Source organism: Candidatus Phytoplasma solani, from assembly GCF_041729705.1.
Classification (GTDB): domain Bacteria; phylum Bacillota_I; class Bacilli_A; order Acholeplasmatales; family Acholeplasmataceae; genus Phytoplasma; species Phytoplasma solani.
Genome location: NZ_CP103788.1, coordinates 262,378 through 278,322, shown reverse-complemented (window position 1 = coordinate 278,322; position 15,945 = coordinate 262,378). Strand labels below are relative to the sequence as shown.

General features: G+C 27.0%; 17 protein-coding genes and 1 pseudogene. All 18 read left to right on the top strand.

What is annotated here, in order from left to right:
• Positions 1-5: 5 nt before the first annotated feature.
• The 18 genes and pseudogenes from psc1_RS01390 to psc1_RS01305 all read left to right on the top strand — a co-directional run bounded on the left by psc1_RS01390 (position 6) and on the right by psc1_RS01305 (position 15,862).
• Positions 6-899: a hypothetical protein gene (locus psc1_RS01390; protein WP_122225650.1), complete on the top strand. Its 894-nt coding sequence runs from the start codon at positions 6-8 to the stop codon at positions 897-899.
• Positions 886-2,019, top strand: coding sequence for a hypothetical protein (locus psc1_RS01385; RefSeq protein ID WP_373375726.1), 1,134 nt, complete (start codon positions 886-888; stop codon positions 2,017-2,019). The genes psc1_RS01390 and psc1_RS01385 overlap by 14 nt, the downstream gene beginning before the upstream one ends.
• A 76-nt stretch (positions 2,020-2,095) precedes the next feature.
• Entirely contained in the window at positions 2,096-2,806 is a 711-nt protein-coding gene (locus psc1_RS01380) for an effector (protein ID WP_373375725.1), read from the top strand.
• 157 nt (positions 2,807-2,963) lie between these two features.
• Positions 2,964-3,323, top strand: coding sequence for an effector protein (locus psc1_RS01375; RefSeq protein WP_373375724.1), 360 nt, complete (start codon positions 2,964-2,966; stop codon positions 3,321-3,323).
• Between the two features lie 135 nt (positions 3,324-3,458).
• Positions 3,459-3,677 (top strand): hypothetical protein, encoded by a 219-nt coding sequence (locus psc1_RS01370; RefSeq protein WP_122225648.1) that lies wholly within the window; start codon positions 3,459-3,461, stop codon positions 3,675-3,677.
• A 237-nt stretch (positions 3,678-3,914) separates the two neighbouring features.
• Positions 3,915-4,508, top strand: a complete 594-nt coding sequence (locus psc1_RS01365) for a YqaJ viral recombinase family protein (RefSeq protein WP_373375723.1) — start codon at positions 3,915-3,917, stop codon at positions 4,506-4,508.
• A gap of 118 nt (positions 4,509-4,626) precedes the next feature.
• Positions 4,627-5,181 carry a hypothetical protein gene (locus psc1_RS01360; RefSeq protein ID WP_373375722.1) on the top strand — a complete coding sequence of 185 codons (555 nt, stop codon included), beginning with the start codon at positions 4,627-4,629 and terminating at the stop codon, positions 5,179-5,181.
• Positions 5,182-5,256: 75 nt separating this feature from the next.
• On the top strand, positions 5,257-5,889 hold the full coding sequence (gene tmk, locus psc1_RS01355) for a dTMP kinase (RefSeq protein ID WP_373375721.1): 633 nt from the start codon (positions 5,257-5,259) through the stop codon (positions 5,887-5,889).
• A 166-nt stretch (positions 5,890-6,055) separates the two neighbouring features.
• Positions 6,056-6,673, top strand: coding sequence for a hypothetical protein (locus psc1_RS01350; RefSeq protein ID WP_122225644.1), 618 nt, complete (start codon positions 6,056-6,058; stop codon positions 6,671-6,673).
• 14 nt (positions 6,674-6,687) lie between these two features.
• On the top strand, positions 6,688-8,181 hold the full coding sequence (locus tag psc1_RS01345) for a replicative DNA helicase (protein ID WP_373375720.1): 1,494 nt from the start codon (positions 6,688-6,690) through the stop codon (positions 8,179-8,181).
• Positions 8,182-8,204: 23 nt separating this feature from the next.
• Entirely contained in the window at positions 8,205-8,822 is a 618-nt protein-coding gene (locus psc1_RS01340; RefSeq protein ID WP_373375719.1) for a Panacea domain-containing protein, read from the top strand.
• Between the two features lie 19 nt (positions 8,823-8,841).
• Positions 8,842-9,444, top strand: a complete 603-nt coding sequence (locus psc1_RS01335) for a hypothetical protein (protein ID WP_373375718.1) — start codon at positions 8,842-8,844, stop codon at positions 9,442-9,444.
• A 184-nt stretch (positions 9,445-9,628) separates the two neighbouring features.
• Positions 9,629-10,270: a Panacea domain-containing protein gene (locus psc1_RS01330; protein WP_023161169.1), complete on the top strand. Its 642-nt coding sequence runs from the start codon at positions 9,629-9,631 to the stop codon at positions 10,268-10,270.
• A gap of 7 nt (positions 10,271-10,277) precedes the next feature.
• Positions 10,278-11,069 (top strand): hypothetical protein, encoded by a 792-nt coding sequence (locus psc1_RS01325; protein WP_373375717.1) that lies wholly within the window; start codon positions 10,278-10,280, stop codon positions 11,067-11,069.
• A gap of 458 nt (positions 11,070-11,527) precedes the next feature.
• Positions 11,528-12,853, top strand: coding sequence for a toprim domain-containing protein (locus psc1_RS01320; RefSeq protein WP_373375716.1), 1,326 nt, complete (start codon positions 11,528-11,530; stop codon positions 12,851-12,853).
• A gap of 155 nt (positions 12,854-13,008) precedes the next feature.
• Entirely contained in the window at positions 13,009-13,644 is a 636-nt protein-coding gene (locus psc1_RS01315) for a hypothetical protein (protein WP_373375715.1), read from the top strand.
• Positions 13,645-14,116: 472 nt separating this feature from the next.
• Positions 14,117-14,713, top strand: coding sequence for a hypothetical protein (locus psc1_RS01310; protein ID WP_373375714.1), 597 nt, complete (start codon positions 14,117-14,119; stop codon positions 14,711-14,713).
• A gap of 199 nt (positions 14,714-14,912) precedes the next feature.
• Positions 14,913-15,862: pseudogene (locus tag psc1_RS01305) on the top strand (IS3 family transposase).
• Positions 15,863-15,945 lie beyond the last annotated feature (83 nt).

Here is a 15,945-nt window from a genome sequence, read left to right as displayed (position 1 = left end):
AACATATGTCAAAAAAAATAATTAAAACCAAAAAAACCAAACCAAAGGCGATAACTTCTAAAAAAGTTATCCCTCGAAAAAACAAAAAACCAAAAAAAACAGTTAAAAAAACAACCCAAAAAACTACAAAACCAATTACCAAAACCACCCCCCCACAACCTACAAAAATAATTGTAGAAACTCAACAAAAACAAGATAATTGGTTTGTAAAAATAATTAAAATATTAGGAAAAGCAATTATTGTATTATTACCTATCTTATTAATTGGAGGTGGTATTTATTGGGTTCTTTTTAAATTCTTTCCTGAAATATTTACCCAAATCAACGCTTTTACAGGAGACGCCGCAGCTAAAACCAAATCGTTATACGATAAAGCCACTCAACCAATTTACAATTTTATTAAACATATCCATAATAAAATAACAGGAAACGATAAAGATCCCAATCACACTCCTTCACCCCAAAATAAATTAGGTTATTATCTAGCAACTACCTTAAGCGTCATCGGTATTTGTTTGGGAATTGGTAAAATCGGTAATTGGTTAAAAGGTGGCGCGAAAAAAGCTATTCGAAAAGGAACTAAAAAAACAATTCAAAAAAAAGCTACTTCCAAAATAGCTAATGTTGGCAGTAAAATATGTAAAATTGGTGGTAAAGTTTTATTTTGGGTTTCTTTAGCTTTAACTGCTTACGAACTTTACCAATTTTATCAAGAAGAGACTCAAAATCCAAATCCACCTCAACAATTAACCCATAAAATGGAAAATCCCCCAACACCAATCTTCCAAGCACCATCTATTCAACAACAACCAAACAATGAATTATCAACTATAGTTAATCCAATTCAAGAAGATACAAATCAAGAAGAAAGAATAACTGGTAACCTTGACAATCCCTGATCATGGTTCAGTTGAATCAACAACTGAACCTACCTTATTGCAACAAGAACAACTCCAACACACACCAACACTTGGCGAGGAATTAAAAGAAACTATCAAAAACAATGAAACACAACAACTAACACCTGAAGAAATCATCAAAGCCAAAAACTTATTAGAAATTAAACTCCAACAAGAAAAAATTAATAGTTTAACTTTAGAAACTCAAAAAGCTAATTTAGAACATGATTTAACTCAAAAACAAGAAGAATTAGAAAATAATCAAAAACTAACCGAACAAGAAAAACAAGAACTTCAAAAGGAAATCAATCAACAAACTGATAAAATCCGTTCTAAAGAAAATGAAATCTTTACCCAAGATCAAAAGATTAATCAATTAGAAACTGATCTTCACCAAGAAAAAACCATCAACACCGAAAAAGAAAAACAAATTAATGAATTAATCAATCAAATCAACGAACAAAACCAAATGACTGAACAACTCCAAAACCAACTCCAAGAACAAAAATCCTTAATTGAAACGAAAAATCAAGAATTAATCACCAATCAAGCTTTATCTGAACAAGAAAAACAAGCACTCCAACAGGAAATCAATCAATTAATTACTAATTTTCAACAAAAAGAAAAAGAATATCAAGCAACTATCTACCAAAAAGACCAAGAAATAACCGAACTAAACCAAATCATCAACGAACAAGCTAATGAAATTAACTGTTTAAGTGAGGAATTAGAACAACAAATCGATAAATGGGCACAACAAGGTCTACATATTCAAGCTCTAGAAGGAACAATTAAGGCTTTAGAAAACGCCTCTGGTAAATATATAGAAGAAAACGCCGAACTCCGTCATGAAATCAATAAACTCAAAGAACAAATAAAAGACGAACAAAAAGCCCATGAAGAAACTAAAGTAGAACTAAACAAAAACAAAGATCTATTAGTACAAAAAACAGAAGAATTAAGAAAAATAGATTTAATGATTAAAGCACAAGAAAACACCTATAGTGGCGCAATTCAACCTTTAATTACAAAAACCGCAAACGACCTAGTTAAAACAACTAAAACTATAACTGAAAATGTAACTTATTGTTTCAAAAAACTTTTTTGGTGGCAACAATAATGCATATTTTTTTGCATTATTGTTATATTTGTGTTAAAATGTTGGTATGTTATAAATTACCCGAAAGGAATTAATCATGTTTAATATTAAAAAAATCATTAAGTGGTTTTTTATCGTATTAGGGATACTTCTTTTTTTAATTATCGTTTTTATTGGTTTTATTGTTTTAACCGAAAAAAAAATCAAGAAATTACCGAAAGAACAAATCCCTATTTTAAAAGAAACCGCATTCGAAAAGTTTGATGAATGGTATGACGATAATAAAAAATGTACAATGATCAAAGCCAAATATACTTTTGATGGCCTTAATGGAATTGGTTATTATCAACAACAACTTCAAGAAAAAAAAGGTAGTCATAACGATATTTCAATCGCTCAAGACCGCCTCGAAACCCAAAAAGAACCCTCTAACTTAGCTTATTACATCGAAGACCGTTACCCCTTCGACCTTTGGAAGGAAAACTCAGCGAACGGATTTAAATTTTCTCGTTTCGACATAAAAAATGATAGTCAATTATTTATATATGTTGATTTAGAAAAACAATTCAAAGAAGACTCAAGCGGTAACTATTTAATCGTTAAATACAAAGGCCCTAAACACTTCTTAGACGACGACAAGGACTATTACCTTGGTAGCGCACATGTTTCCGACTCTAACTTTGAATTAACTAATTTTCACCTCCACTTTAATCCTGTCCGTAACACTTTATCCCTTTACCAAGATAAACACAATAACGATAAAGCCAAAGAAGACGCATATAATAAAAGAACCAGCGATGACTGGTGATAAAGAATAAGTTTTGATTTAAAAAAATAGTAAATCTATATTAGAAAGTTTATTCAAAAAAATGAATTTAAATTTAAAAAACATCAACTATACTTCAATTTTTTTATTTATAATATTTTTATTTTTCATATTTATAAATTATTTTATAAAATCTAATTTGGTTTATGCTGGTCAAGTTTATTCAGAAATTAAAAAAACAGATTCTTCGGAACAATTATTTGATTCTTCAGAAACAAAAATTGAGTTTTTAAGATCTAAAATAGATGATTTATCGAGAAAAAGAAATTCCATATTAAAAGAAATTAATAGAATAGAAGAAACATTATCATTTCATTTAAAAATCAGAAGTAAGAAAAATCCTAACGTTTCAGAAAGAAATTCAAGTTTTTTAAAATTTCAAATATCTTTTTTGAAAGAAAAAAAATCTTTTCTTAAAAAAAATTTAGAACAAATAAATTTAGAACAAATAGATTTAGAAATTCAATTAAGAAAAAAAATATATTCTCTTAAAAAATAACTTGTCTGCAACAAAATATATTAATTTAAAATATAAATTAAATGAATTTAATAATTTTTTAATTATAAACCAGACCCCCTTTAAAGGGGTCTTTTTTATTTCGCAACACACATACTTGGAAAGGAAACAAAAACTATGTTAATTAAAAAAATCTTTTCATCTTTACCGAGTAATCTTATCTTGTTCATCATTACCCTACTTTCATTTCTTCCAATTATCACCATTTATTATGTCATTAAATTCTATCTTTTCACCGTCAAACTAAGTATTAACCAACTAAAACAAGGAATCGTGTTGCAATTTTATCAATATTTAACCATGAAGCAACCCAATCATCATGTGGCATTTCATTAATACTTGGTTAACTAAGTTAAATAATGTTCTTAATACTATTAGTCATTATTTCTTCACTTATCAAAATCAATGGTTAAACTTAGGTTTATTAATAATTATTTTATTATTTCTTCCTCATCTTTTATATCTAATTGATTTTCTTTTTAAATGTCTTTATCATATAATTAAATTTATTTATTATTTAGGAAAATATCTTTTTTCATTATTAAAGAAAATTTTTAAGAAAGGTAAATAACCATGCAAATCAAACTATCACAACGCACCAAATTATGGTATCAACATCGAAAAAAATACATCAACGCTTCCGAAATCGCTTCCATTACGGGGTTAGATCCCTTTCGTTCCATGGAACAATTAGTCCATGATAAACTCTTTGGCACCACTTTTACCGCCAATCAATATACGCTTCATGGACAAAAGATGGAACCTATCGCTCGGCAGTTTTTCATAAAAAAAACCAATTTAATTTTCGAAGACACCATTTTTACTGATGATCAAGTTAACCTTTTTTCCGCCTCTTTAGATGGATACAACGAACAACATCAAGCCGTTTTAGAAATTAAATGCCCGTTTGTTAATGAAAACCAAACAACATCAAAAACATGGGAAACATTTTTAAGCCAACCGCATTCAAACAATATACCACGTTATTATTGGGCCCAAGTTCAATGTCAACTCTATTGTAGCCAAGCGAACTTCGCTTACTTTTTAGTCTATTTTCATGACCAAAACTATCATGTTGTTCGGATTTATAAAGATAATAATTTTATTTCTAAAATGATTAAAGATAGTCAAAAATATTTAGAATTACTACACAAAGCCAAAGAATAACTAGCTAAAACCACTTATTTAAAACAGTTAAGTAAAATTAAATAATTAATTAATACTTTTAGACCTTCAATTTGAAGGTCTTTTTTTATATCCAAAATAAAATTAAAGGAGAATTAAAATGGATAAAAATAGAATAAAAATAGTTAACAAAAATTTTAAACATTTTCATAATATTTTCAATCGCCTCATTTCGAAATATTATTATAGAAACGCCAAAACATTACAAAAAATGGAAAATATAGCTTTAATTGATGTATTTATTAACAGTTTAGAGTTAATATACTCTCAAACCCCAAAAAAACAATTATTTTTCATTTATAAAAATTGGGACGAAAGTTATTCCACGTTCAGTTTTGACATTTACGATAATAATTTCATCATTCGTGGGAAAATGGCAGTTTTTTATTTAGAAGATAAAGAAGACATTATTCCCATAATTGAATTAAGCCAACAAGAAATTGGTTTTTTTACTGATTTTAATATACTTATTTTTTTAGATCGAACTGAAAAATTTTGGGACGCAAACTTGAATACAACCATTCAAGAATTAAACAAAGGAGAACAACTTTTGACTCAATCAATCGGAAGTGATGCTGTAATTTTAAAATATGACTCATCCCCCAATTTTAAAACATTAATTTATTCCTTGCATTTCCCTATTTTTAAAAACTAAAACAAACCCTAATTTAGACCTTCAATTTGAAGGTCTTTTTTTATATCCAAATTAAGATTAAAAGGAGAAATAATCATGAAATTAATTATATTCGAAGGACTTGACGGCAGTGGAAAAACAAGTTTAATAAAAAGCGTTAAACGTGAATTAAAAAAACAAGGCAAAGAAGTGATTGTTATTCGCGGATTAGGAAGTTCAACAATTGGCGAATCTATACGTGAAACGTTTTTAACACACAACAAATTACACAATTTAACTAGATATTTTTTAAGTTTTGCTAACATGATTCAAACCCAAGAAGAACTCATCAAACCCCACTTAAAAACCCCTAAAATTATTTTAGTTGATCGTTGGTTAGGCTCTAATTTTGCATATCGTGTATATCCTAATCAAATTGATAAAAAATATTATCTTTTTAACAATTTAACTAAATTTTTTATCAAACCAAATTTGACTGTTTATTTAAAAATCAACCCACAAATAGGGTTAAACCGCAAAGTAAATCAAACTAATCACACACTCGATGTCATTGAATCAAGCCCATTGTCATATTTTCATCAAGTAGAAAAGGGTTATCAGGAATTTTTAAAACGAAAAAACCTAGGTCCTCAAATTGTTTTAAAAGCGATGGAAGCTAAAAATTCCAACTTCAACACAAACCAAATAATCAAAAAAATAGGAGAAATACCAAATGCCAATAGTCATTAAGAAACAATGCCAAAACGGCAATCTATATATCCATTATAGCAACGGTAAAATAAAAACTATTAAAAAAGATGGAACCATCCGATGGCGTACCAAAAAAATTAAATTTAAAACCCCAAAAAGACTCTTTAATTAGGGTCTTTTTTTATTAAGAAAGGAAATTAATCAAATGAAACAATTAACTAATTTACATTTCAAAAATATTAATGTTTTTAATCACCAAACTTCATGTGTTAACATCACTAAACAAATAATCCAACCCTCTTTATTCAACAAACCATTTAACGAATACATGATAAAAACCCACAACCTCCTAAACGAATATCTAGATAAAAACCAACACAACTCCCAAAGTAAAAAAGTAATCCGCGGTAAAATCAATGAATATCTTATTTTACTCTATTTTCAAAATAAAGGAATCATCAATTTATACCCCCAGGCTTACTTGTTTTTCATCCCCGACAACAAATTCGATTTGGTTTTATTCACTAAAACCAAGCGCATAATCGCCTTCAACTTCAAAACATGCCTGCGCGACCGATACAAACAAACAATTGTCGAAGCCCAACAATTAAAAAAACTCGATACGCGTTTTGAATTTTATTTATTAACTAATAACACTGTGGAAGCTCAAAGATTAAACAAGAAAATCAAACAAGGGAAAATCTTAGGAATTAACCAAGTGATCGATTGTTTTTTACCCCAAGCGAACATCTTTTTACAAACATTACTGACTAACCAATTCCTCCCTTTTAGCGATATTAACATGATTAAAAATAAAAAATAAGGAGTTAATATAAAATGTTAACCAACCAACAAAAAGCGTTACAACAACTAATAAAATATAGCGCACAAGGCCAATGGGAAAAGGTAAACCTTTATTGCCAAATCATCAACCCCCAAACCCTACTTGACCCCAACAACACAAAAATATTTACAGCTTTAAAATATTTATTTTTAGAAAAACAAACATCTCATCCTTGGGATAAAATCAAATCTCAAACGGAGATAATCCAAGAATTAATCACCTATCTTCAAACCCATTTTCCCCAAGATAACTTTACGAAAGAATCACTATCTTTTTTAAGTGATGATATTAATGAAGAAAATAACCTTGATTTCTTAGATAACTTAAAACATACCTATACCCAAGAAAAACTGTTCCAACAACTCTTAAAAATTATTAGTCCTTCTTTTGAAAATAAAGATCCTTATCATAAACATCTATACTACCAAGAAATCTTTGATAAATTAAGAAAATTTATGGCTTTTATTCCTCACAAAAATGATAAAACACTCTTTAATTTAAATCAAATGGTTTCTTGTCATCCTGAATTTTTTGAGTCCAATCAACAAGCCAAACAAAAAATTCAAGAAGAATATTACCGCCTATCAGAAACTTTCAAAGGATTAAATCAAGCCACAAAAGGCTTTAAAAAAGGTCAAATTATCACCATTGGGGGCTATACTGGTTTAGGAAAAACCACTTTTGTCTACAACCTTTTAATAGACATTTCAAAAACCAAACACCAAGAAACAAACAAACATCCAAATATGTTGGTATTTTCTTATGAAATGACCTTAGAAGAAAATTTAAGTCGTTTATTAGCCCACCAAACTCAAATTCCTTTAGATATTATTTTAGATAAAAGTTTTGAAGACTCAAACATCACACACACACACTACACGGAAAGGATGAACCAAGCCAAACAATTTTTTGTTAACATTAACTTATCATTCAGTTACGATAAAGGCAAAAATATTGATTACGTCATTGATTTAGTTTATCGCCTCCATTTAGAAAAAAAGGCTGAAATTATCGTTATCGACCATCTCCAAATAACCAAATCGACTAATCATTTAGAAAATGATCGATTAGCCATTGACGAAATAATGACGAAACTCAAACAATTAGCCATTGAATTAAATATTGTAATTATCATTTTATCTCAATTTTCAAGAGATACATACAACAATTATCAAGGAAAATCCCCTGAAATCACCGCTTTAAAAGGAAGTGGCGGCATCGAAACTAACTCCGATATTGTCTTAATGATGACTGAATTCCAACCTAAACTATCCAAAGAAAAAGAAAAACCATTGAATATCTATAATCAAAATTGTAATCAATTATATTTAGAATCAAAAAACAACGAAAATCAAAAAATAATCGAAATATGCATCAAAAAAAATCGTAGCGGAACTAAAAAAACTTTAATTTATCACTTCGAACTAACCACCCAAACCTTCCAAGAAATCGGTTATGTTTTACCTTATCAAATAGAAACTTATTAAAAACTAAACAAAGGAGAAAAAAAATGACAAACAAATTCAATCAAATTATAAAAAACATTAAAAAAATCGAAAAACAAATTACTAAATTAAACAAAAAATTTGAAATTTTAAAAGAAAAATGTTATAATGTTAATAATCGAAGTAATTTTCAAAAGGGGTTAATTATGGAAAATCTAGAGAAAGTTAATGTTTTTGACGTTGCTAAATATCTTTTAAATAACTGTCCTCAAAAATATGGCACTGGCATTACGCAAATGCAAAAATTATTATATTATGCTCAAGGAGAACATTTAATTCGTTATCAACAACCATTATTTACTGAAGAAATTCAAGCTTGGCCATTAGGACCAGTAGTTGCTCATGTTTATTATCAATTTGTGAAATGTCGCTCGGAAAAGAAAGATTTTTTTGAATACAATTGTAGTAAAAAAATATTAACCAAAAAAATTCTTGATATTTTGGATTTAGTTTTAAAAAAACATGGTTATAAAGAACCGCAAACTTTAATCGAACAAACACATAACGAAGATCCTTGGAAGAATACTTATCATCCTAATAAAAAATTTTCAAATTCTGTTATTTCACATGAAAAAATTTATCTTTTTTTCAAAATCAAAAATAATTATTTTAATTTTTATTAATTAAAAGAAAGTGGAGATAATGCATTCTTTTTTTGAAACAAATAAAAAAAAGACAAAATGGGACGAAACCACTTTTAACGAAATTATTATTTATATTCATAAAATAGCTTCCAAATTTTGTAAAGAATACGATATTATTAAAACTTATTTTGGTGCACAAAACAAAGAAAATTTTTTAACAACTTTTATAAAAACATTTTTAGAAGAAAATTTTGGAAAAGCAGTTGCTAGAGAAGCTATTAATGGTCATGGTAAGGTTGATATAATGTTATTTTTTAAAAATAATATTCAACATCCTATTGAATGTAAAAGATATGATGGCGAACGTTCATTAGAAATGTTGTATCAACAAATTAATAGACATACTACTGTTGATAATAAAACTGTTTCCATGATTATTTATTGTGAGAGCAAAAATTTTACTCAATCAATTATAAATATTATAAAATGGATGAATTATAATATTAGTTTTATTAAACCGCCAATTTTAAATTTTAATAATTATTCTAATGTCTTTAAAGGTAAATTTAAACATGATTATGGCCACATTATGATATTACATTGTGCTTTTTATCATTTATATTTTGACCAAGATCATGCAAAACGAAAACCAAAAAAATAAAACAATTAAATAAAAATACAACTAAGATCTTCAAATCGAAGGTCTTTTTTTATACCCATTTCCATAGCCACTTTCAAGTGGCTTTTTTTATTTCAAAACAACAAAATAACAACACACAACCTACAAACGGTCTTAGCCAATCTATTAGAAAAAAATAAAAAAAATAAACCCAAAGGAGAAAAAAATGAACAATAAAACCCAAAATAAAACCGTAAACTTAAAAACCCAAATCAAAAAACTAAAACAACAAATAGCCAAACTAAACAAAAAACTTGCAACATATGAACAAAAATGTTATAATTTTGTTATAGAAAGAAAGGGGACAAAAGCAATGAATATGGAAAATCAAAAAAACAAAATTAACGTTTTTGATGTTGTTGATTTTTTCTTAAAAAAAGATAAAAAACTTAATAAAACCAAAATTCAAAAATTACTTTATTATTCACAAGGTTATTACATAGCTAAATATGATAATGTTTTATTTCCTGAAAGAATCGAAGCATGGCCATACGGCCCTGTTGTTCCTGATGTTTATGCAGAAGCTCTTAGACAAGAAATTCAACCATTTTTTAAATATTTTGATTTTGAAAACGAAAAAAGTAATTTGCCATTAACTATAGAACAAAAAGAAATTTTGGAACAAGTTTTTAATAAATTTGGTTATATGACAGCTTCTCAACTTACTAAATTAACACACAAAGAAGAGCCTTGGAAAAAAACTTATGATCCAGAAAAGTTATATTCTTCTTGTGTTATTGAACCAAATATTTTGTGTGATTTTTTTTGTAATAAAAAAACGTTAAAAAAAATAAAAAAAACAAGATAAACTACATATGTTAATAAAAAATATTTTAAAAAATAAAAAATATTTAAAAATAATTAAAAAAATAGATCAAACTATGACTAGTTTTGAAGGACATCATAAATTATTGAAAACTTTTCATATGACAAAATTTTCTGAAAATTACATTAATGCACATTTGTGTAGTGAATTGGAAGGAATCGGAAAATCTACATTAACAGAAGCTATCAAAGGACACGGAAAAGTTGATGTTTTAGTTAATTTGGGGAAAAATTTGCAATATGTGATTGAGGCTAAAAATTATTCTAATATTGACAATTTAGAGTTTGTTTATAAACAAGTATTACATAGAATACATCATCGTTTTCTTTGTGCCTCAATTATTTTATTAGTTAATGGTTCGCAAAAAGATAAGTTTAAAACAATTATAGAACAAATCAACCAATGGGTTAAGGGAAAAAAAGCTGAAAAACAAAATATAATTATTAATAAACTAAACATAAAATTTTATGATAATTTTTTTGTTATAAAAATAAAAAATCCAAATACTGGTTATGACATGCTTATTAATCTTGCTTGTTATCATTTGGAATTCAATGTTAATCATGCAATAGAAAATAAAAATATTAGAATTTCAGAAGAGGAAGAATTTAATAAAAAAAGAAGAAATTTTTTAACTTTACTAGATAAAATAAATACATTTGATTTAGAAAAAACAAAAGAAGAGCATGTTGATGTACTAAAAAAAGAATTTATTGATATTATGGAATTTTGTCAACAATATAATAGAGAATTTTTAATACCCCTAAAAGAAAAAAAATAAAAAAATAAAACCTAAAAACCGTTCAAAAAAACTAAACCCATCAAAGACACTCATTTTCCGAGTGTCTTTTTTTATACCCAATTAAGAACAAAAAAACACTGAAATTTTTGTATGTTTTTGTAATTAACTAAATAAAACAAAAAGTACTAAATAAAAAACAAACAACAAATAATTTCAACTAAACCTTCATCCTGAGGGTCTTTTTTTACACCAAAGAGCCACTTTCCAAAGTGGCTTTTAATTTCAAAATAACACAACAACAACCACACAACCCCACGCACGGCAACTCAACCAACAACAAGGACGTCAAAAAAACAAAAAAACAAATAAATAAAAATAAATAATTTAATTTCAAGACCCTCATCTCAAGGTCTTTTTTTTACACCCAAATTATAAACCCAATCAGCCACTTTCCAAGTGGCTTTTTTTGTATAAAAAATCACATAGGAGTAAAATAAATGAATTATCAAGAAAAAATAAAACACATCCAAACACAATTTCCCATGTCAGTTTTATTAAAAAAACTAAACATTATATCCCCAAACTTCAACATCAAATATCGTTTCCCCTGCCCTATCCATCAAGGCCAAAACCCAACTTGTTGTCATTTAACTTCAGATAATAAAATTCATTGTTGGAAATGTTGTAAAGATTACGATATTGTTGATGTTTATATGGAAATAAGAGGAACTAGTTCTTTTGAAGAAGCTATTAAAAGAATTTTGAATTTCATGAAAACCGAAGAGTTCAAAAAATTAACCCAGAAACAAAATTCAATAATTAATACATCAACAATCCCCCTCAAATATCAACACCACCCTAAAAATACATTGAACCCCATCGACGAAAAAGAAATTAATGCCAAAAAAACACGATTATTTAAAGAAATATCACCTTTATTCAACCAAATTAGAGATTATTATAACTATTTATTAACCGCCAACCGCAACAATGAATCTCACCTAGGATTAAAATATTTAACGCAAAAAAGAAAATTAACCCCCCAAACTATCACAGAATTTAAACTTGGTTACGCCCCATTATCTGATAAACCCTTATCTTTTCGATTTGTAAATTATTGCAAAAAGAAAAACATTGATACAACAAAACTAGTTGAATATGGCTTTATTAAAGAAAAAATCAATCAAAAAGGCACTAAATACTATCACGATACTTTCCATGGTTCCATAATTATCCCTATCGAAAACGGATATAACAAAACATTCCATTTTTATCAAAATAATTTTCGCGAAGTTTCTTATTTCCAACCCAAATATCAAGCTTTAACTAATTTTAGTCAAACTCCGACCTTTCATTTCAGCTATCGTTTTTTTGAAGCGTTACCATATATTAAAAAAACTAAAATAATTATCATTCATGAAGGTTTTTTTGATGTCATTAGTTGTTGGCAAAACAATATTAAAAACACGGTCGGTCTAATTTGCGTCACTCAATTACTTTCTCAATCTCAACTAGAAATTCTCAAAAAAGAAAATATCAAAGTAGTTATCGCTTTAGATAACGACGAAATAGGACAAAAACGCAGCGAATCCTTAGGAGAACAACTTAAAGAAGCAAATATTTTATACGAAATTAGACGAATTTTACCACCTTACGACAAAACTTGCAAAGATGTAGATGATTTATTAAGACAATTTGGGAAACAAGCCTATCAAAAATGTTTTTTAGACCCCTATATCACCTATGAAGAGGCCAAAAAGAAAATCATAGTCGATTTAGCCATTCATTTTTTCGGACAAGACAAAGTTGAAGTAATTAATTAAATTATTACTTTTTTTACACCATATACCACACCTACACATATAAACATATTAACACGCCCCTATAAACGCGTATATACCCCCTAAATTTCGCGATTTTATTTTAGCAAATTAGGGGTTATTTATTTTTATAACAAAAAAAACAAAGGAGAAAAGAAATGAAAAACGACACAAACCAAGAAATTAGAATCGGAGGTTGGGAAACAAAATCAACCCCCGACGACTTAGTTCAAATTAAAAACTTTTTACAAGCATTAAAACAAGAATTATTAAATATTACAATTATTTCTCATTCAAAAAAGAAAAATTCCTATCAACAAGCAAACTACCGCCCCAAAAACCAAACTCTCTTTGTCGACCCTCAAATCTTAGAAGAAATCAAAAAGTATAGAATAGAAATCATTAAATCTCACTCCCCCGAAAATGATAACAACATAATAACCCTAACCAACCCCACAACGCCCCTTAAAAGCCAAAATAATACCCTTAAAACACATTTCCCCATCTTCCAAATTAATTATCACAACAAACAAAAAGACTACATTAAAGAATTGATAGGCAAAATAAACGTAGACAAACTAGACACTTTAAAATTATATAAATTAGATACCAAAAAACTAGATAAATATAACAATCCTATAAAAACAAACTATAAAAAAGGCCTAAATATTATTTATTATCAATTAGAAGATTTTAAACACATCAAATTATTTTTAACCAAATCAAAACAGGGCTATCGGGTTAAAAAGATGCGCCCTGATTATAAAAGATATTTAACAAAAGAAAAATCATAAAAATTTATTTTAACTCATCATTTTATCATCATTCACTCATCATTTTATCATCATTCACTCATCGTTTTATCATCATTCACTCATCATTTTATCATCATTTGCCTCATCTAATTTCCTTGTAACAAACAAACATTTTTAAGGAGTGATATTTTATATATTATATCGATAATAATAATTATACTCGATATTTGATATTATCGTTGTATTATTTTTATCATTATTATTTATCGATATATAAATAACTCCCCATTTTCCCTTTCCGTTATTGAAAAGAGGTGTTTTAATTAAAAACCAAACCAAAAGCCCTCAACGCGCTGAAGCGCTAACAAAAATCATAAGTACATACAAATAAAAGAAGACGAAAAAGAAAGAGCCCCCCATTTCCGCGCGACCCCCTTTTTTTTATAAATATAATCATTTAGAGTTATAATAGATAATATATAGAAAATATAAAAGGAAATAATATTTTAATATGAAAAATGAAAAAATAAATCACCAAATTAAATTATTGCAAACCGCAATTAAAGAAATCCACAAAAATGATAAAACAAAAATTTTGAAAATGGTTGATGAACTTAAAAAGGAAGACTTCAATTTAACCACCGCTTTAAAAATGCTCGACATAAAAAGAAGCACTTATTATTATTGGTTGAAAAAAAAGAAAATAGAAATCATTAAACCACATTCATCCGAAAACGATAATAATAATCCAACCCTAACCAACCCCACAACACCCCTTAAAAGCCAAAATAATACCCTTAAAACGCATTTTCCTATATTCCAAATTAATTATCACAACAAACAAAAAGACTACATTAAAGAATTAATAGGTATTAAAATAAAGGTAGATAGGTTAGATACTTTAAAATTATACAAATTAAATTCCAAAAAACTAGATAAATACAACAACCCCACCAAAACAAATTATAATTGGGGATTAAATACCGTTTATTATCGATTAGAAGATTTAAAACACATTAAATCATTTTTATTCAAAAGAAAAGTGGGTTATTGGGTAAAAAAACCACATCCTGATTATAAAAAGAATTTAACCAAAGATAAAACATGAAATAAATAAACTTATTTTTAATTTTTTTATCCTTATTTATTTTTTAATTTTGATATTATCGTTGTATCTTTTATTTATCGATATGTAAATAATTACTTGTTTCCCTTTTTTAAAATAAATTAAAACATTAAGACAAATTTTTTAATTGTAATTATTAAGAATTATAATAAATAATAAGAAAAGGAAATAATATTGTGATATGAAAAATAAAAAACTCAAATACCAAGTTAAATTATTGCAAAACTTCATGCAAATTGTTTACAAGAATGATAAAAAAGCTATTTTTAATTTAGTCAAAGAATTTAAAAATGAATTAAATTTAACAACCATTTTAAAAACCATCCAAATAAAACGTAGCACTTATTATTATTGGTTGAAAACGAAAGATAAACTAAAAGAAAAAGAAGAAAAAAACCTTTTACAGCAAAAAAGAATTAATGCTTTATGTATAAATAATCAATATTTTTACGGCCATCGTAAAATCACTGATTTATACCAAAAACCTTTAACGAATTCATCACCAAGAAAAAAGTTTATACTATTATGAAAGAAAATGGCATTTGCTGTCGCTTAAGAATTAAAAAAAATAAATATAGTTATAAAAACAATTTAAAACCTAAATTAAAAGTAGTAGATAATTTAATCAATCAAGATTTTATAGCTACTAAACCTCTTCAAAAACTATTCACCGACATCACTTATTTCAAAACTAATCAAGGATTTTTATATTTTTCTTGTATTATCGACTCTTTTAACAACCAAATAATTGCTTCACATGTTTCAAACCAACAAAATAAAGATTTAGTTTTAAATACTATTAAAAAACTTTCAAAATTAAAAGAACCATGCATCATTCACTCCGACCAAGGCACAGTTTATCAATCACTCAAAATTCAACAAACTTTAACAAAAAAAGGGTTTTTAATCAGTATGTCGCGTAAAGCCAATCCAAGGGACAACGCTGTAATTGAAAACTTTTTCGGCCAAATGAAAAGTATATTACAATACCAACATCCATTTTTATTTCAAAAACCAACCGAAAAAGTTAAAAAAATAATCAATTATTTTCCTAAATTTTGGAATACTAAATGGCTTTTAGCTAAATTAAATCATTCATCTCCTTCTCAATATTCACAAAATATTAGATAAATAATTTATTTAAAATATTTAACCTTGAAAAAAGGTTACTTTTTTACGCATTTTTTTCAAAAAACAACATAATTGCGTAAAAA